The sequence below is a fragment of the Streptomyces sp. NPDC002130 genome, assembly GCF_040296465.1.
In the GTDB taxonomy this organism is placed as follows: Bacteria; Actinomycetota; Actinomycetes; order Streptomycetales; family Streptomycetaceae; genus Streptomyces.
Genome location: NZ_JBEOXI010000178.1, coordinates 1 through 17,640 on the forward strand (window position 1 = coordinate 1; position 17,640 = coordinate 17,640).

Genomic DNA, 17,640 nt, shown 5'->3' on the forward strand with positions numbered 1-17,640 from the left:
TCCAGTTCGGATGTCCAGTACTTGAGACACCCACCCTAGTCGGCCGACCCACGTTTTCAACACCCCCGCTCCCTTCGATCGTGCGGAATTCGCAGACCGGGACCCCACGGACCCGTAAGCAGCTCGCCGACGCCCTGCGCAAGCGGCAGATCCCGGACGACGCCGCCGAAGAGGTGCTCTCCCGGTTCGAAGAGGTCGGCCTCATCAACGACAGTGCGTTCGCGGACGCCTGGGTGGAGTCCCGCCACCACGGCAGAGGCCTCGCCCGGCGTGCGCTCGCCCGGGAGCTGAGAACCAAGGGCGTCGACTCCACGCTGATCGACGAGGCGGTCTCCCGGCTCGACTCCGAGCAGGAGGAGGAGACCGCACGCGAGCTCGTGGCGCGCAAGCTCCGCTCCACCCGCGGACTCGACCGGGACAAACGCCTCCGCCGCCTCGCGGGCATGCTCGCCCGCAAGGGCTACCCCGAGGGCATGGCCCTGCGGGTGGTCCGGCAGGCGCTGGAGGAAGAGGGGGAGGACACGGAGTTGCTCGGGGACGAGGGGTTCTGAGGGGTGTGCCGCCGACGGGATGAGGTCCGGTACGGGGAGCAGTTGCATGAGCCAGCCGAGCAACTGCCGCCGCTGTACGGCTGTTTGCGTCCTGGACTCAGCGCATGAGGATCGATGTGCGGTCAGCAGCCGAGGTGGACGTGTCTGCGTTGCTCGCTCTGTACAGCGAGTTGAACCCGGACGATGCGCCGTTGCCCCAGGCGTCCGCAGACGCCATCTGGACGGCCATATCAAGGCAGCAGGGTCGTACGATCCTGGTGGCCGAAGCCGGCGGCACCGTGGTCGGAACGGCGGATTGCATCGTCTTGCCGAACCTCACGCGCGGGGGCCGGGCCATCCTGTTCGTGGAGAACGTGGTGGTGGCCGGCTCCTTCCAGCGGAGCGGTGTCGGCCGTCGGCTGATGGAGGCCGCTGTTCGGCTGGGTGAGTCGGCGGGCTGCTACAAGGTTCAGCTCCTGGCCGCGGACGACGAGTACGTCCACACCTTCTACAAGGCGTGCGGCTTCCAAGCTCTGGCAGAGGGTTTCCGCCGCTACATCCCCTAGCAGCCCTCGCTCTCACTCCACCGGCAGCCCCGCCTCACGCCAGGCCTGGAACCCCCCGACCAGGTCCGTGGCCCGGTGCAGGCCCAGCTGGTGCAAGGACTGGGCCGCCAGGCTGGACGCGTAGCCCTCGTTGCAGATCACGACGATGCGCAGGGCGTGACTGGTGGCCTCGGGGAGGCGGTGGCTGCCCTGGGGGTCGAGGCGCCATTCCAGTTCGTTGCGCTCGACGACCAGGGCGCCGGGGATGAGGCCGTCCCGATCGCGCAGGGCGGCGTAGCGGATGTCGACCAGGAGTGCGTCGCCGGCTTGGGCAGCCTCGTACGCATCCCGCGGTTCGATCCGCTCATAGCCCGCCCTGACACGATCCAGCAACTCATCGATGCCGACCGCCGGTTGGGTGTCGCGGCTCGTCGGCCCGGGTACGGCGCTCACTGCCAGTCCTCCGGTCGCTCGACCTGCTCGAGTCGCAGGATGGGGCCGCTGCGGCTGTAGCGGCGGATCTGCGGCAGAGGCGGGTAGTAGGCGTGGACGGAGATCGCGTGCCGGTCGGAGGACTCGTTGAGCACCTCGTGGACGTGGTGTCGGCCGAAGGCGCGGCCCTGGCCGGCCCGCAGCCGGCGTTCCCGGTCCACGTCGTCGGTGAGTTCCAGGGTCTTCCAGCCGTCGGTGGGCAGCCGAGCGGCGAGCGAGTTCTCCTTGAGTTCGCCCGAGGCGGTGAGAAAGGCGCCGACCGAGTCGGCGTGGTCGTGCCAGCCGGTGCCCGTGCCGGGCGGCCAGCCGATCAGCCATGCTTCGCTGCCGCCGGGCCCGTCCAGCCGCACCCACGTGCGGCCCTCCGGGTCGAGCGGCAGGGAGTCGATCAGCTCGGTGTCGGCGGCCGTGCGCCGGACGAAGTCGTAGAGGTCGGCCTGGGTGGGAGCCGGACCGGTGGAGACAGAGGGAGTGGCAGAAGGGGATACAGACACGGATGCCGTCCTGAAGGTCCTGATGAGGGTTCGCGGGCGAGGCGCGGCAGCCGGCGGACAGAGCGCGGCGCGCGCACAGAAGAAGAGGGATGCGAATTCAGCAGGACGGGCGACACACGCAGCCCGCATAGCGGAGGAGGTCCATATGGACCCTCCGCCACAGGCGCACACAGGTGTCGGTCACGAACCGGAGTACACCACGGCCGCCCGGACGGGTCAACTCACCGTCACCATGCGGACGCACTGTGACAGTGAGCACATCACCCGGACAGATCCGGGGGGGGGCCGACCTCAGCGTGAACCGGCAGAAGCACCGGCCTCTGCCTGCGCCTTCACCGGTCCGCCCACCGTGGCCTCCGCTGCGGCGTACAGATCGGCCGGGCGCACTCCGCCCAGCGCGGTGACGAGGTGCCCGTCGGGACGCACCAGCAGCACGGTGTGCGCGGCCGCACCCGGGTAGCTCTCGGCGACGAGCAGCTCGGCGGGGTGCGGCAGCGCCGTGACCGCCGCCGCGAGCTGCGGCATGATGCCCGCGCTGACCCAGTGCTTGCGCTCCCAGACACCTGTGCCCGGTGCGATCAGCACCACGAGCAGCGCACCGCGGCCGAGCCGGTCCCGCAGCCGTACGAAGGTGCCGTCCTCAGCGGTGACCCGTACGTCGGTGACCGGTGCTCCGGGCGGTGTGTCGACGGGGACCTCCCCTTCGAGATGCCGGGGCGCGAGCGGCGAGTCGGCGTACGACCCCGGCGCGCCGAGCTGGCCGTGCCCCAAGTGACCCTCGGTGAGGAGGGCGTCGTGGCCCCGGGACGAACCCGGGACGACGGCCCGCAGCCCGCCACCGCCGCGCAGCAACGGCAGTGCCTGGTCGGCGGCGCGGAGCCGGGCGGCGACGATCGTCCGGCGTTCCGTCTGGTAGCTGTCGAGAAGGGCCTCGTGCGGCCCGTGGTGCCAGGCCAGGGCGAGCTTCCAGGCGAGGTTGTCGGCGTCCCGCAGGCCCTCGTCCAACCCGTGCGTGCCCAGCGCGCCGAGCAGGTGGGCCGCGTCACCGGCGAGGAACACGCGGTCGGCGCGCCAGCGGCGGGCCAGCCGGTGGTGGACGGTGTGGACACCGGTGTCCAGCAGCTCGTACGGCGGGGTCGTGCCGCCCGCCCAGCCGGCCAGGGTTTCCCGGATCCGGGTGAGCAGCAGCTCGGGGGTCACCAGGTCCTTGCCGGGTGGCAGGAGCCAGTCCAGGCGCCAGACGCCGTCCGGCAGCGGACGCGCCGTGACCTCGCCGGCCGAGGGTCCGGACATGCGCCACGGCGGCAGGCGGTGCAGCAACGCCTCGTCGTGCCAGGGCAGTTCCGTACGGAGCGCGGCGACGGCGTGACGTTCCACCGCCGTACGGCCCGGGAAGCGGATGTCCTGGATCTTGCGCACGGTCGAGCGGGGGCCGTCGCAGCCGACCAGGTAACTACCGCGCCACCAGGTGCCCTTGGGGCCGCGGGTATGTGCTGTGACGCCCGAGGGTTCTTGTTCGAGACCGTCGAGGCGGCTCTCCACCACGACCTTGACGAGCCGTTCGCCCGCGAGGGCGGCGCGCAGAGCGCCGGTCAGCAGGTGCTGGGCGATGTGCAGGGGGGCGGGCTCGGTGTCGTCGAAAACCACCTCGCGCATCACCTGCTTGCGCCGCATCGACCGCCATCCGGCCCAGTGCGCACCGGCCCGGGCGAGGGGCATGCCGGTCAGCCGTTCCACGAGGGCGGCGGTGTCCTCGCGCAGGACGACAGTGCGGGCCGCGCGAGGTTCGTCCTTGCCCGGGCCCTCGTCGAGGACGACGCACGGCACCTCCTGACGCGCCAGCGCCAGGGCGAGCGTGAGCCCGACGGGCCCCGCTCCGACGATGATCACCGGGTCCACGGCGTGGCGCCCCCTGCCCGCGGTGGTGTCCTGAGAGACGTAGGTGAACAGGAAGTTGGAGCAGGGTGCACGATCACAGAACGTATGCAACCCATTGCCGGTGCTTGCGTCAAGTGACCAGGGGCAGTGGCGATCATGCCACTGCCCCTGAGTGTGTCACGTGAGGTGACCGGGTGTCAGACGGTGCCTCCGGCGCCGGTCCCCGCCGTGCCGGCGATCTCCGCGTCGTTCGGGCCCACGACCGCGCCCGTCGACTTCTTGGCCCGCCGCAGCCGGCGCTCCAGCCAGCTCGCGAAGGACGTGAGGGCGAAGTTCAGCGCGATGAAGATGACCGCCACGACCGTGAAGCTGGCGATGACGTTCGCCCCGTAGTAGCCGCTCATCGTGTTCGCCGAGGAGAGCAGCTCGGAGTAGGTGAGGACGGCGCCGCCGAGTGCGGTGTCCTTCACGATGACGACGAGCTGGCTGACGATGGCCGGGAGCATCGCGGTGACGGCCTGCGGCAGCAGGACCAGGCGCATCAGCTGGCCCTTGCGCAGGCCGATCGCCATCGCCGCTTCGGACTGTCCCTTGGGCAGGGACAGGATGCCCGCACGGACGATCTCCGCCAGGACGGAGGCGTTGTACAGCACCAGGCCGGTGACGACCGCGTAGAGCGGACGGTCGTCGGAGGTGACGTTGGTGTATTCGGCGAAGAGAGCGAGGCCGAAGATCATCAGGACCAGCACGGGAATGGACCGGAAGAACTCGACCACGACCGAGGCCGGGACCCTGACCCACACGTGGTCCGACAGACGGGCGATGCCGAGGACCGCACCCAGCGGCATCGCGATGATCACCGCCAGGGCGGCGGCCTTCAAGGTGTTCTGCAGACCCGGCCAGATGTATGTGGACCAGGCCTCGGTGTGGACGAACGGCTCCCACAGGACCCATTCCAGCTGGCCCTTGTCCTTGAGGGTCCCGAACACCCACCACAGCAGAGCGGCGACGGCGACCAGGAAGACCACCGTGAGGACGATGTTGCGACGCTTGGCGCGAGGCCCCTGCGCGTCGTACAGAACGGAGCTCATCGCTTCACCGCCACCTTCTTGCCCACCCAGCCGAGGAACAGGCCGGTCGGCAGCGTCAGAATCACGAAACCGAGCGCGATGATCGCCGAGATCAGCAGCAGCTGCGCCTCGTTCTCGATCATCTCCTTCATCAGTACCGCCGCTTCGGCGACACCGATGGCGGCGGCCACCGTGGTGTTCTTGATGAGGGCGATCAGCACGTTCGCGAGCGGGACGACGGACGAACGGAACGCCTGCGGCAGTACCACGAGCCCCAGCACCTGGCGGAAGTTGAGACCGATCGCACGGGCCGCCTCCGCCTGCCCGACCGGCACCGTGTTGATGCCGGAGCGCAGTGCCTCGCACACGAAGGACGAGGTGTAGAGAATCAGGCCCAGTACGGCGAGCCGGAAGTTGATCGTCTCGACGTCGTTCGCGCCGAGGGAGACTCCCAACGTCTGGTTCAGGCCCAGCGACGTGAACAGGATGATGACGGTCAACGGGATGTTCCGCACGATGTTCACGTACGCGGTCCCGAAACCGCGCATCAGCGGCACCGGGCCGACGCGCATGGCGGCCAGCAGGGTGCCCCAGATCAGGGAGCCGACGGCGGAGAGCACAGCGAGCTGCACTGTCGTCCAGAAGGCTCCCAGCAGGTCGTAATCCTCAAGAAAGTCGAACACGATCTCCCGTGCTTCCGCGTGTAGGGATGCCCACGCCGGTGCGCCGCCCCTTCCGGTGGACGGCGCACCCTGTCAGGCGCTGCTTCAGCTCTTGATCTCGCCGATCTTCGGCGCCGGCTCGTTCTTGTAGTTGGCCGGGCCGAGGTTCTTGTCCACGGCCTCCTGCCACGCCTTGTCGGCGACCATGTCCTCAAGGGCCTTGTTGATCTTGTCCTTGAGGTCGCTGCCCTTCTTGACGCCGATGCCGTAGTTCTCGTTGGTCAGCTTGAAGCCGCCGAGCTTGAACTTGCCCTTGAACTGCGACTGGGCGGCGTAACCGGCGAGGATCGAGTCGTCGGTGGTCAGCGCGTCGACGGCACCGTTCTGCAGGCCGGGCAGGCAGGCGGAGTACGTCGGATACGGCTGCAGCTGCGCCTTGGGAGCCAGCTTGTCCTTGACGTTCTGCGCCGAGGTGGAGCCGGTGACCGAGCACAGCTTGGCGTTGTTCAGGTCCTTCGGCGACTTGATCTTGTTGTCGTCCGCACGAACCAGAACATCCTGGTGGGCCAGCAGGTACGGGCCGGCGAAGTCGACCTTCTCCTGGCGCTCGGGGGTGATCGAGTAGGTCGCCGCGATGAAGTCGACGTCGCCACGCTGGAGCATGGTCTCGCGGTCGGCGCTCTTCGCTTCCTTCCACTCGATCTGGTCGGCGTCGTAACCGAGCTTCTTCGCGACGTACGTGGCGACGTCCACGTCGAAACCGGCGTAGCCCTGCGGCGTCTTCTGGCCGAGACCGGGCTGGTCGAACTTGATGCCGACGGTGATCGTCTTGCCGCCGTCGGAGCCGGAGTCGCCGCCGGTGCTGTTGTCGCCGCCGCACGCGGTGGCGGTGAGGGCAAGAGCGAAGACGGTGGCCGAGGCGGCGGTGACCTTGCGGAGCTTCATGATGAACATCCTTTGGCTGGTGAAGAGATGCGGGCCCTCAGGGGGCGGGCGGCACGGGGTGTGCGTCGGACGCGACCCGCGCCGTCAGTGGTGCAGGATCTTGGAAAGGAAGTCCTTGGCACGGTCGCTGCGCGGAGCGCTGAAGAACTGGTCGGGCGCAGCCTCCTCGACGATTCGGCCGTCTGCCATGAACACCACGCGGTTTGCGGCCGATCGTGCGAAACCCATCTCGTGGGTGACGACGATCATGGTCATGCCGTCGCGGGCGAGCTGCTGCATGACCTCCAGCACCTCGTTGATCATCTCGGGGTCGAGCGCGGAGGTCGGCTCGTCGAAGAGCATCACCTTCGGCTCCATGGCCAGGGCCCGCGCGATGGCGACGCGCTGCTGCTGACCGCCGGAGAGCTGGGCCGGGTACTTCTCGGCCTGCGCGCCCACGCCGACCCGGTCGAGCAGGGCCCGGGCCCGCTCCTCGGCCGCCTTCTTGTCCTTCTTGCGGACCTTGATCTGGCCGAGCATCACGTTCTCGAGCACGGTCTTGTGCGCGAAGAGGTTGAAGGACTGGAAGACCATCCCGACGTCGGCGCGCAGCTTCGCGAGCGCCTTGCCTTCGGCGGGCAGCGGCTTGCCGTCGATCGTGATCGAGCCGGAGTCGGTCGACTCCAGGCGGTTGATGGTGCGGCACAGGGTGGACTTGCCGGACCCGGAGGGTCCGATGACCACGACGACTTCACCGCGGGCGATCGTCAGGTCGATGTCCTGGAGTACGTGCAACGCGCCGAAGTGCTTGTTGACGCTCTTCAGGACGACCAGATCGCCGGTCGCGGCCACATCTTCCTTGGCCACCGATACTTCGGTCATCGCTCTCAGGCTCCGTCCTCCTCGGTTTCGGAGGACAGTAGTAACCCTCTACGACCTGCGTCATTACATCTGAGGGGAATCTGAGCATCACGATCCGATAGCAATCGGACACGTGTCGTAGCACTTGTGAGCAGCGCTGATATCGGCCGGGTAACGGAAGGGCTCCGCAACCGGAACTCTCTTGACGCCGTCCTCATCCATCAGCGTGACTGCACAAGGTGCACGCGCGCGTGTGCACGCGGTGTGTACACATACAGATCGTACGGCCAGTGAACTGAAGGGGGACCGGATGAGACTGCTGCTCGTCGAGGACGACAACCACGTCGCTGCCGCCCTGTCGGCGGTTCTGGCACGGCACGGGTTCGACGTCACGCACGCGCGCAGCGGTGAGGAGGCCCTCCAGGCACTCGTCCCCGAGGGCGACTGCTTCGGCGTCGTCCTTCTCGACCTCGGCCTGCCCGACCAGGACGGATACGAGGTCTGCGGCAAGATCCGCAAGCGCACCAGCACCCCGGTGATCATGGTCACCGCGCGCTCCGACGTGCGCTCCCGCATCCACGGCCTCAACCTCGGCGCCGACGACTACGTGGTGAAGCCCTACGACACCGGAGAGCTGCTCGCCCGTATCCACGCGGTCAGCCGGCGCACCTCCCACGAGGACACCTCCAGCGGCATCGAGACCGAGCTGCGGCTCGGCCCGGTGCACATCGAGCTGCCCACGCGCAGGGTCAGTGTGGACGGGTCCGTGATCAGCCTGACCCGCAAGGAGTTCGACCTGCTGGCCCTGCTCGCGCAGCGGCCCGGAGTGGTCTTCCGCCGGGAGCAGATCATCAGCGAGGTGTGGCAGACCAGCTGGGAGGGCACCGGCCGCACCCTGGAGGTGCACGTCGCGTCCCTGCGCGCCAAGCTGCGGATGCCGGCCCTCATCGAGACCGTCCGCGGAGTCGGTTACCGGCTCGTCGCGCCTGCCGGGTAGCGGGGCCGGGTGCGCACTCGTCTGCTCCCGCTGCTCATCGTCCTGATGGCGGCCGTTCTGCTCGCGCTCGGCGTCCCCCTCGCCGTCAGTCTCGCCGGCGCGCAGCAACAGAAGGTCGTCGTCGACCGGATCGACGACACGGCGCGCTTCGCCGCCCTCGCCCAGTTTGTCACCGACTCGCCCGACGGCACCACCGGCGCCTTCGAGAACGAGCGCCTGGCCACCCTCAGCAGCGAGCTGCGCAGCTACTACGAGGTCTACGGCATCCGGTCCGGTGTCTTCTACCGCACCGGCAGGGCCATGGCCCACGCCCCCGCCGAGTGGTCGCTGCCCCAGGAGGGCGAGGTGCGGGACGCCTTCGACGAGGCGAAGCTCAGCCGCCGCAGCCACGACCCGAAGCAGGTGTGGCCCTGGCAGCGCCGCAACCTCGTGGTCGCCTCACCGGTCATCCGGGACGGCGACGTCGTCGCGGTGGTCGTCACCGACTCGCCCACGGGGCAGCTGCGCTCACGCACGCTGCACGGCTGGCTGGTCATCGGCGCGGGCGAGTTCGCCGCGATGCTGCTGGCCGTCGGTGCCGCCCTGCGGCTGACCGGCTGGGTGCTCAAGCCCGTACGCGTCCTGGACGCCACCACCCACGACATCGCCACCGGCCGGCTCAAGTCCCGGGTCGCCGCCGCCGGCGGGCCGCCGGAACTCCAGCGGCTCGCCCGGTCGTTCAACGAGATGGCGGACAACGTCGAGGACGTGCTGGAGCAGCAGCGCGCCTTCGTCGCCGACGCCTCCCACCAACTGCGCAATCCCCTTGCCGCGCTGCTGCTGCGCATCGAACTGCTCTCGTTCGAACTGCCCGAGGGCAACCAGGAGATCGCCTCGGTCCAGGCCGAGGGCAAGCGCCTCGCGCAGGTCCTGGACGACCTGCTCGACCTCGCGCTGGCCGAGCACACCGACGCGGATCTGAAGATCACCGACATCGGTGAGCTCGCCGCCGAACGCCTCGCGGCCTGGGCTCCGACCGCCGAGGCCAAGGGCGTGCGGCTGGTGGGGGACTGCCCTCCGACGACCGCGTGGGCCGACCCGGTCGCGCTGTCGAGCGCGCTGGACGCGGTCATCGACAACGCGGTGAAGTTCACGCCCGAGGAGCAGACCGTGGAGGTGACCGTCGCCTCCAACGGCGACACCTCCACCGTCGTCGTGACCGATCAGGGCCCGGGACTCACCGAGGAGGAGCTGGCCCGCGTCGGTGACCGCTTCTGGCGCAGCGGCCGGCACCAGAACATCAAGGGCTCGGGCCTCGGGCTGTCCATCTCGCGGGCGCTGCTCGCGGCGGGCGGCGGGTCCATCGCGTACGACCGTCATGAGCCGCACGGACTGAAGGTGACGGTGGCGGTGCCGAGGTCGGCGCCCACGGCCTGACGGCGATCGCCCGGCCGAAGCCCGGCCGCCGCCTGCTCGCCCCGCCCGTAAGGCGACTGCGGCGCGCGGCCGCGATCTGCCGGGCGCTACGGCTTGACCGACTGGTAGTAGCGCTGGGCGCCTACGTGCAGCTTCAGGGGGTCGGTGTAGATCGCCGTGCGGACATCGACCAGCTGGGCGGAGTGGACTTTCTCGCCGATGAGATCCCGGCTGTCGAGCACCGTACGGGTCAGCCACTCGGTGAGCCGCGGATCCATGTCGCTGCGCGTGATCAGCAGGTTGGACACCGCGAGCGTCGGTATCGCCTTGCCGCGCTGGATGGTGGGGTAGGCCGATTCCGGCATCTTCGTGGCCCGGTAGTAGCGCGTGGCGCCGCCCTGGTCGTGCAGTCCGGCCACGAGCGTGGCGTCGATCGGCACGAACCGGAAGGCCGACGCCGACTTCTTGGCCGGCCGGCTGAGCCCGTCGGTGGGCAGGCCGCCCGACCAGAAGAACGCGTCCAGGCCGTGGCCCAGCCGCTTGGGTCCGGTGTCGATGCCGTCCGACGACGGCTTGATGTCCTTCTCCGGATCGATGCCGGCCGCCTTGAGCACGCGATTCGCTATCAGCCGCACACCGGAGTCGGGCAGCCCTATGGCCACGCGCTTGCCCCGAAGGTCCGCGACGGAGCGGATGTCCGAGTCCGGCGGCACGACGAGCTGGACGTAGTCGTCGTACAGGCGGGCGACACCGCGCAGCCGGTCGGCGCCCGGGCCCCTGCCGAGCTTGTACGTGGCGACCGCGTCGGCCGCGGCGATCGCGAAGTCCGCGTCGCCCGTCGCCACGTCCGCGACGTTCTCCTGCGAACCGGCACTGGGCAGCAGCCGCACCTTCAGGTCAGGCATGTCCTTGTCGATCTCGTCGCTCAGGAGCCTGCCGTACTCGTGGTAGACCCCTGCACGCGTGCCCGTGCTGAACGTGATGGTCCCGCTCGGCGGCTCCTCGGCCCAGGGGCGCAGCCACCACAGCAGCAGGCCGAGGACCACAAGGGCGGCGGTGCCGCCCTGCAGGGTCCCGCGCCTGCCGATACGGGGGAGCGTTCTGGACATGCGGGCGATCCTGCCAGCCGGGGTGCCCCTCTGACCAGGGCAGGGGGCACAGGGTGAGGCGGGGGAGTGTCAGTGGCCGCCACTACAGTCGCCCCCATGAGCTCTTCGCCCGCCGACCTGTCCGTGAATTCCACCGCGCTTTCGGCCTGGACGCCCGCAGTACGCCGACGGAGGTCTCCCCGGAACTGGCGGCCCACCGGGGCGAACTCCTCGCGGAGGAGGCGGCGGAGGTCGCCGAGGTATCGGTCCGGGGGCCGCTCGACCGGCTCGCACACGAGCTGGCGGACGTGGTCTACGTCGCGTACGGCACCGCTCTCGTGCACGGCATCGACCTCGACGCGGTCCTCGCCGAGATCCACCGCTCCAACATGACGAAGATCGGCCCCGACGGCTCGGTCTCCAGACGGGAGGACGGCAAGGTCCTCAAGGGCGAGCACTACGAGGCACCGGACGTGCCGGGGGTGCTGCGCAGGCAGGGGTGGGTGCCGGGCGGGGGCGCCTGATCTGGGGGATGCGGGCATGCCCAGAGATCACGCCTGCGCCCCGGCCCGGGCTCCCTCGGTCGGCGACCGGTGCTTCCGCCTCGGAGCCCCGGCCCGGCTCCCCTCAGTCGGCGACCGGTGCCTCCGCCTCGGCCGCCCGGGGCGTGGGCTCCGGGCGGTGGGGTGCGCGGCGGCGGGACCACCAGGTCGCCACCGGCTCGGTGTAGCGCGCGGTGAGCGGTCCCAGGACGACGAGGATCAGTACGTAGGCTGTGGCCAGCGGGCCGAGGGACGGTTCGACTCCGGCCGCGACCGCGAGACCCGCGATGACGATCGAGAACTCTCCGCGTGCCACCAGCGCGCCGCCCGCCCGCCAGCGGCCCTTGACGGAGATCCCAGCCCGTCGGGCCGCCCAGTACCCGGTGGCGATCTTCGTCAGCGCGGTGACCACCGCCAGCCCGAGGGCGGGCAGCAGGACGGGCGGGATGCTCGACGGGTCGGTGTGCAGCCCGAAGAAGACGAAGAAGACCGCGGCGAACAGGTCCCGCAGGGGGCTCAGCAGGGTGTGGGCACCCTCCGCGACCTCCCCCGACAGCGCGATGCCCACCAGGAAGGCCCCGACCGCCGCCGACACCTGGAGCTGCTGCGCGACACCCGCGACCAGGATCGTCAGGCCCAGCACGACCAGCAGCAGCTTCTCCGGGTCGTCGCTGGAGACGAACCGTGAGATGAGCCTGCCGTAGCGAACAGCCAGGAACAGCACGAGCCCGGCCGCGCCCAGCGCGATCGCCAGGGTCACGCTCCCGGCCATCAGCCCGACGCCCGCCACCAACGCCGTGACGATGGGCAGGTACACCGCCATCGCCAGATCCTCCAGCACCAGCACACTGAGGATCACCGGCGTCTCCCGGTTGCCGACCCGGCCCAGATCACCCAGCACCTTGGCGATCACACCGGACGACGAGATCCAGGTGACACCGGCCAGCACGACGGCGGCCACCGGGCCCCAGCCGAGCAGCAGCGCCACGGCCGCCCCGGGCAGCGCGTTGAGGGCGCAGTCGACCAGGCCGGACGGATAGTGGGTCTTGAGGTTGGAGACCAGATCGCTCGCCGTGTACTCCAGGCCCAGCATCAGCAGCAGCAGGATGACGCCGATCTCCGCGCCCGTGGCGATGAACTGCTCGCTCGCGCCGAGCGGCAGCAGACCGCCCTCGCCGAAGGCCAGACCGGCCAGGAGGTACAGGGGTATCGGCGAGAGCTGGAACCGGGCGGCGAACCGGCCGAGCAGGCCGAGGCCGAGAATGATGGAACCGAACTCGATGAGCAGAACCGCGGAGTGCAAAAGTTCACTCCCGCCCGAGTATGGTCGCGGCCGCGTCGACGCCCTCGCGGGTGCCGACGACGATCAGCGTGTCACCGCCCGACAGCCGGAAGTCCGGCGCCGGCGATGGGATGGCCTCGGCCCGGCGCAGCACGGCCACCACCGACGCGCCGGTCTCCGTGCGCATCCGCATGTCGCCGAGCACCCGCCCGTTCCAGCGTGAGGTCGCGGCCACCTCGATCCGCTCGGCGACCAGCCCGAGGTCGGTGGTGTACAGCAGGCTCGGGCTGTGGTGGGACGGCTTCAGCGCGTCGATCAGCGATCCCGCCTCCGAGCTGGTCAGCTTCAACGACTGTGCGCACGAGTCGGGATCGTCGGACCGGTACACGTTCACCGTGCGCGTGCCGTCTCGGTGCGCCACCACCGACAGATGGCGGTGTTCCCGGGTCTCCAGGTCGTACTGGACCCCGATACCCGGCAGCGGCGTCGCCCTCAGGCGCGGAGCTGACACGTTGCTTCCCCTTGTTTCGTCTTGTTCGTCTTGGTCGTCGCACTTTGTCGGTCTGATGAACGGTGCCGATCATCGGACGAGTCAAGTCCGCATGCTCCCATCCGGCCGTACGGTGACGACATGGGTGTCGTGACGGATATACGCAGCGGCCGGTCACCGGAGAGGGTGGAGGGGGCGGTGCACTGCGCGACGCCGGGAAGGAGCGGATACGGAAGCGTGTCGTTGTTCTGGCGGATCTTCTCGCTCAACGCCGTCGGCCTCGTCATGGCCACGGCGCTGCTGCTCGGCCCGGTCACCGTGTCCACCCCCGTCCTCCCGGGCGAGGCCTTCGTCCTGCTCGGCGGCCTGGTGCTGCTGCTCGCCGGTAACGCGCTCGTCCTGCGGTACGGCCTGGTGCCCCTGCAACGTCTCGACCGGGCCATGGCCACCGCGGACCTGCTGCGCCCGGGCTCCCGGCCCGTGGTCGCGGGGCCGGCGGAGACGGCCGGGCTGATCACGACGTACAACACGATGCTCGACCGGCTGGAGACCGAGCGGGCCGCGGGCGCCGCCCGGGCGCTGTCCGCACAGGAGAGCGAACGGCACCGGATCGCCCGGGAGCTCCACGACGAGGTCGGGCAGACCCTGACCGCCGTCCTCCTCCAGCTCAAACGCGTCGCCGACCGGGCGCCCGAGGACCTTCGCGAGGAGGTGGGCCAGGCGCAGGAGGCGACCCGGGCCGGCCTGGACGAGATCCGCCGCATCGCCCGCCGTCTGCGCCCCGGAGTGCTGGAGGAACTCGGGCTGGCCAGCGCCCTGCGTTCGCTGGCCGGCGAGTTCACGACCCACGGGATGACCGTGCGCCATCACGTCACCGGTGAGCTCCCCGCCCTGACCCCGGAGGCGGAACTCGTCGTCTACCGGGTCGCCCAGGAGGGCCTGACCAACACCGCCCGGCACGCCGCCGCCGACCGCGCCGAACTCCGCCTCCAGCCTGTCCCCGACGGCGTCGAACTCCTCGTACGCGACAACGGCACCGGCCTCGGCGACGCCCCCGAGGGCGCCGGCCTCAAGGGCATGCGCGAGCGCGCCCTGCTGATCGGTGCCGCCCTGACCCTGCAACCGGCGCCGGGCGGGGGCACCGAGGTACGGCTGCGCGTACCGGTGACACGGCGCGTACCCGTGACCGAAGGACCCCGCTGATGTCCACACCGACACCGATCCGTGTGCTGCTCGCCGACGACCACACCCTCGTACGCCGGGGTGTGCGCCTCATCCTGGACGGCGAGCCCGACCTCACGGTCGTGGCCGAGGCCGGGGACGGCGCCGAGGCCGTCGCCAAGGCCCGGGAAGTGCCGGTGGACCTCGCCGTCCTGGACATCGCCATGCCCCGCACGACCGGCCTCCAGGCGGCCCGGGAACTCTCCCGCCGCATGCCCGGCCTGCACATCCTGATCCTGACGATGTACGACAACGAGGAGTACTTCTTCGAGGCGCTCAGGGCCGGAGCCAGCGGCTACGTGCTCAAGTCCGTCGCCGACCGCGACCTGGTCGAGGCCTGCCGGGCCGCCGTGCGCGACGAGCCGTTCATCTACCCCGGTGCCGAACGCGCCCTCGTCCGCTCCTACCTTGAGCGGCTGCACCGGGGCGACGGCCTGCCCGAGCGGGCGATCACCGAACGCGAGGAGGAGATCCTCAAGCTGGTCGCCGAGGGCCACACCTCGAAGGAGATCGGCGAACTCCTCTTCATCAGCGCCAAGACCGTCGAGCGCCACCGAGCCAACCTCCTGCAGAAGCTCGGCATGCGCGACCGCCTGGAGCTGACCCGGTATGCGATCAGGGCCGGACTCATCGAGCCCTGAGCCCGGTGCGGGTGGTTGTCCACAGGCGGCCGAGCCACTTACGCCGACCGCCTACCCTTGTCTCCATGAGCAGCATCGACCGGAGCCAGTCAGTGGGCGGCACGCGCACATACGAGGTACGCACCTACGGGTGCCAGATGAACGTCCACGACTCCGAGCGGTTGTCCGGACTGCTGGAGGACGCGGGCTACGTCCGCGCCCCCGAGGGTGCCGACGAGGCGGACGTCGTCGTCTTCAACACCTGCGCCGTGCGGGAGAACGCCGACAACAAGCTGTACGGCAACCTCGGCCACCTCGCCCCGAAGAAGGCGGCCCGCCCCGGCATGCAGATCGCGGTCGGCGGCTGCCTGGCGCAGAAGGACCGCGACACCATCGTGAAGCGGGCGCCCTGGGTGGACGTCGTCTTCGGTACGCACAACATCGGCAAGCTGCCCGTCCTGCTGGAACGCGCGCGCGTGCAGGACGAGGCGCAGGTCGAGATCGCCGAGTCGCTGGAGGCGTTCCCGTCGACGTTGCCCACCCGCCGCGAGAGCGCGTACGCGGCCTGGGTCTCCATCTCCGTCGGCTGCAACAACACCTGCACCTTCTGCATCGTCCCGGCCCTGCGCGGCAAGGAGAAGGACCGCCGCCCCGGCGACATCCTCGCCGAGATCGAGGCCCTGGTCGCCGAGGGCGTCTCCGAGATCACGCTGCTCGGGCAGAACGTCAACGCCTACGGCTCCGACATCGGCGACCGCGAGGCCTTCAGCAAGCTGCTGCGCGCCTGCGGCAAGATCGACGGGCTGGAGCGCGTCCGCTTCACCTCCCCGCACCCGCGCGACTTCACCGACGACGTCATCGCCGCCATGGCCGAGACGCCGAACGTGATGCCGCAGCTGCACATGCCGCTCCAGTCCGGCTCCGACCGGGTCCTGAAGGCTATGCGCCGCTCCTACCGCCAGGAGCGCTTCCTCGGAATCATCGAGAAGGTCCGCGCCGCCATCCCGCACGCCGCGATCAGCACGGACATCATCGTGGGCTTCCCCGGCGAGACCGAGGAGGACTTCGAGCAGACGCTGCACGTGGTCCGCGAGGCCCGCTTCGCCCAGGCCTTCACGTTCCAGTACTCCAAGCGTCCCGGCACCCCGGCCGCCGAGATGGACGGCCAGATCCCCAAGAAGGTCGTCCAGGAGCGCTACGAGCGGCTCGTCGCCCTCCAGGAGGAGATTTCCTGGGAGGAGAACAAGAAGCAGGTCGGCCGCACGCTGGAGCTGATGGTCGCCGAGGGTGAGGGCCGCAAGGACGACACCACCCACCGCCTGTCCGGCCGCGCCCCCGACAACCGCCTCGTCCACTTCACCAAGCCGGACCAGGAGGTCCGCCCCGGCGACGTGGTCACCGTCGAGATCACCTACGCTGCCCCGCACCACCTCCTCGCCGAGGGCCCGGTGCTGGACGTGCGCCGCACGCGCGCGGGCGACGCCTGGGAGAAGCGGAACGCGGCCGAGAAGGCCAAGCCCGTCGGTGTCATGCTGGGCCTGCCGAAGATCGGCGCCCCCGAGCCCCTGCCGGCCGTGGCGAGCGGGTGCGGTTGCGACTGAGCCGGGCCGCTGCCGCCCTGTGCGGTGACAGCGGCTCCTGAGAGTTACCCTGCCGATCATGCTTGTCGCCGCCGCTGTCTGCCCCTGCCCGCCCCTCCTGGTTCCCGAGGTCGCCGCGGGCGCCGCCCCGGAACTGGATGCCGCGCGGGCCGCCTGCACGGACGCGCTGGGCGTGCTGGCCGCCGCCCGGCCGGGACGGCTCGTGGTCGTCGGACCGGTCGGCGGTGCCGCGCCCGAGACCTACCCGGCGGGAACGGCAGGGTCCTTCCGGGGCTTCGGTGTCGACCTCGACGTCCGGCTGGGAGCGGCCGAGGGCGTGGACACGGATGCGCGGTTGCCGTACTCGCTGGGTGTGGCCGCCTGGCTGCTGGAGCGGACCGGGTGGTCCCACGCCCCGGTCGCGGGATTCGGAGTGGGGGAGTCCTGCCCGACCGAGCGGTGCGTGCGGTCCGGGAGGGAGCTCGCCGCCCGGGACGAGCGGCTGGCCCTGCTGGTGATGGGGGACGCCAGCGCGTGCCGGACGCTCAAGGCCCCGGGCTATCTGGACGAACGGGCGGCGCCCTTCGACGCGGAGGTCGCACGGGCGCTCGGTGCGGCGGACCTGGCCGCACTCACCACGCTGGACACCGGGCTGGCCCACGAGCTGAAGGTGTCCGGCCGGGCTCCCTGGCAGGTCCTGGCGGGCGCGGCCGAGGGTGCGGACCTGGGCGGCTCACTGCTGTACGAGGACGCGCCGTACGGCGTGGGATACGTCGTCGCCGCCTGGTCGTAGCCCGGGCCGCAGAGTGCGGGAACGGTCGTAGCCCGGGCCGCAGGGTGCGGGAACGGTCGTGGCCCGGGCCGCAGGGTGCGCGAAGGGGCGTGGCGCGGGCCGCCGGAATGGTCCTGGCCCGGGCCAACTCCACGTCAGGACCGCTGCTGTTCCCCGTCGCCGCCGACCTGGTCCGT

General features: G+C 70.4%; 19 protein-coding genes and 1 pseudogene. 9 read left to right on the plus strand and 11 right to left on the minus strand.

Annotation, left to right across the window (positions count from 1 at the left end):
* Window positions 1-95: 95 nt before the first annotated feature.
* Window positions 96-551: pseudogene (gene recX / locus ABT116_RS28505) on the plus strand (recombination regulator RecX); the annotation flags it as partial.
* A gap of 104 nt (window positions 552-655) precedes the next feature.
* Entirely contained in the window at window positions 656-1,096 is a 441-nt protein-coding gene (locus tag ABT116_RS28510) for a GNAT family N-acetyltransferase (RefSeq protein WP_351639677.1), read from the plus strand.
* Between the two features lie 12 nt (window positions 1,097-1,108).
* On the opposite strand, the gene ABT116_RS28515 is transcribed toward ABT116_RS28510, so the two are convergent.
* The 8 genes from ABT116_RS28515 to ABT116_RS28550 form a co-directional block, all read right to left on the minus strand.
* Complete coding sequence (locus ABT116_RS28515) at window positions 1,109-1,528, minus strand: rhodanese-like domain-containing protein (RefSeq protein ID WP_351639679.1); 420 nt, start codon at window positions 1,526-1,528, stop codon at window positions 1,109-1,111.
* On the minus strand, window positions 1,525-2,061 hold the full coding sequence (locus tag ABT116_RS28520; RefSeq protein ID WP_351639682.1) for a cupin domain-containing protein: 537 nt from the start codon (window positions 2,059-2,061) through the stop codon (window positions 1,525-1,527). Before ABT116_RS28520 ends, ABT116_RS28515 begins: the two co-directional genes overlap by 4 nt.
* A 97-nt stretch (window positions 2,062-2,158) precedes the next feature.
* A complete protein-coding gene (locus ABT116_RS28525; RefSeq protein ID WP_351639685.1) occupies window positions 2,159-2,320 on the minus strand; it encodes a putative leader peptide in 162 nt (53 codons plus the stop codon).
* 32 nt (window positions 2,321-2,352) lie between these two features.
* Window positions 2,353-3,960, minus strand: coding sequence for an FAD-dependent monooxygenase (locus ABT116_RS28530; protein ID WP_351639687.1), 1,608 nt, complete (start codon window positions 3,958-3,960; stop codon window positions 2,353-2,355).
* A gap of 176 nt (window positions 3,961-4,136) precedes the next feature.
* Window positions 4,137-5,030, minus strand: a complete 894-nt coding sequence (locus tag ABT116_RS28535) for an amino acid ABC transporter permease (protein WP_351639689.1) — start codon at window positions 5,028-5,030, stop codon at window positions 4,137-4,139.
* Window positions 5,027-5,692: an amino acid ABC transporter permease gene (locus ABT116_RS28540; RefSeq protein WP_351639691.1), complete on the minus strand. Its 666-nt coding sequence runs from the start codon at window positions 5,690-5,692 to the stop codon at window positions 5,027-5,029. The genes ABT116_RS28535 and ABT116_RS28540 overlap by 4 nt, the downstream gene beginning before the upstream one ends.
* A gap of 84 nt (window positions 5,693-5,776) precedes the next feature.
* Window positions 5,777-6,616, minus strand: coding sequence for a glutamate ABC transporter substrate-binding protein (locus ABT116_RS28545; RefSeq protein WP_351639694.1), 840 nt, complete (start codon window positions 6,614-6,616; stop codon window positions 5,777-5,779).
* Between the two features lie 84 nt (window positions 6,617-6,700).
* Window positions 6,701-7,477: an amino acid ABC transporter ATP-binding protein gene (locus tag ABT116_RS28550; RefSeq protein ID WP_351639696.1), complete on the minus strand. Its 777-nt coding sequence runs from the start codon at window positions 7,475-7,477 to the stop codon at window positions 6,701-6,703.
* Window positions 7,478-7,766: 289 nt separating this feature from the next.
* On the opposite strand from ABT116_RS28550, the gene ABT116_RS28555 reads away from it, so the two are divergent.
* Both ABT116_RS28555 and ABT116_RS28560 read left to right on the plus strand, forming a co-directional pair.
* Window positions 7,767-8,453, plus strand: coding sequence for a response regulator transcription factor (locus ABT116_RS28555; RefSeq protein WP_053671050.1), 687 nt, complete (start codon window positions 7,767-7,769; stop codon window positions 8,451-8,453).
* 9 nt (window positions 8,454-8,462) lie between these two features.
* Window positions 8,463-9,869 (plus strand): sensor histidine kinase, encoded by a 1,407-nt coding sequence (locus tag ABT116_RS28560; protein WP_351639700.1) that lies wholly within the window; start codon window positions 8,463-8,465, stop codon window positions 9,867-9,869.
* 86 nt (window positions 9,870-9,955) lie between these two features.
* On the opposite strand, the gene ABT116_RS28565 is transcribed toward ABT116_RS28560, so the two are convergent.
* Complete coding sequence (locus ABT116_RS28565; RefSeq protein ID WP_351639704.1) at window positions 9,956-10,957, minus strand: TAXI family TRAP transporter solute-binding subunit; 1,002 nt, start codon at window positions 10,955-10,957, stop codon at window positions 9,956-9,958.
* A gap of 53 nt (window positions 10,958-11,010) precedes the next feature.
* Here ABT116_RS28565 and ABT116_RS28570 point away from each other — a divergent pair, with 53 nt between their 5' ends.
* Window positions 11,011-11,460 (plus strand): pyrophosphohydrolase domain-containing protein, encoded by a 450-nt coding sequence (locus ABT116_RS28570; RefSeq protein ID WP_351639706.1) that lies wholly within the window; start codon window positions 11,011-11,013, stop codon window positions 11,458-11,460.
* Between the two features lie 103 nt (window positions 11,461-11,563).
* On the opposite strand, the gene ABT116_RS28575 is transcribed toward ABT116_RS28570, so the two are convergent.
* Window positions 11,564-12,781, minus strand: coding sequence for a cation:proton antiporter (locus ABT116_RS28575; protein ID WP_351639709.1), 1,218 nt, complete (start codon window positions 12,779-12,781; stop codon window positions 11,564-11,566).
* A 4-nt stretch (window positions 12,782-12,785) separates the two neighbouring features.
* Complete coding sequence (locus tag ABT116_RS28580) at window positions 12,786-13,271, minus strand: cation:proton antiporter regulatory subunit (RefSeq protein ID WP_053671045.1); 486 nt, start codon at window positions 13,269-13,271, stop codon at window positions 12,786-12,788.
* Between the two features lie 216 nt (window positions 13,272-13,487).
* On the opposite strand from ABT116_RS28580, the gene ABT116_RS28585 reads away from it, so the two are divergent.
* From ABT116_RS28585 to ABT116_RS28600, 4 genes are all read left to right on the plus strand, one after another.
* Window positions 13,488-14,453, plus strand: a complete 966-nt coding sequence (locus tag ABT116_RS28585) for a sensor histidine kinase (protein ID WP_351639712.1) — start codon at window positions 13,488-13,490, stop codon at window positions 14,451-14,453.
* Window positions 14,453-15,112, plus strand: a complete 660-nt coding sequence (locus tag ABT116_RS28590) for a response regulator (protein ID WP_351639715.1) — start codon at window positions 14,453-14,455, stop codon at window positions 15,110-15,112. Before ABT116_RS28585 ends, ABT116_RS28590 begins: the two co-directional genes overlap by 1 nt.
* Window positions 15,113-15,177: 65 nt before the next feature.
* Complete coding sequence (miaB, locus tag ABT116_RS28595) at window positions 15,178-16,692, plus strand: tRNA (N6-isopentenyl adenosine(37)-C2)-methylthiotransferase MiaB (protein WP_351639718.1); 1,515 nt, start codon at window positions 15,178-15,180, stop codon at window positions 16,690-16,692.
* Window positions 16,693-16,750: 58 nt separating this feature from the next.
* Window positions 16,751-17,464, plus strand: coding sequence for a class III extradiol dioxygenase subunit B-like domain-containing protein (locus ABT116_RS28600; RefSeq protein ID WP_351639721.1), 714 nt, complete (start codon window positions 16,751-16,753; stop codon window positions 17,462-17,464).
* Window positions 17,465-17,640 lie beyond the last annotated feature (176 nt).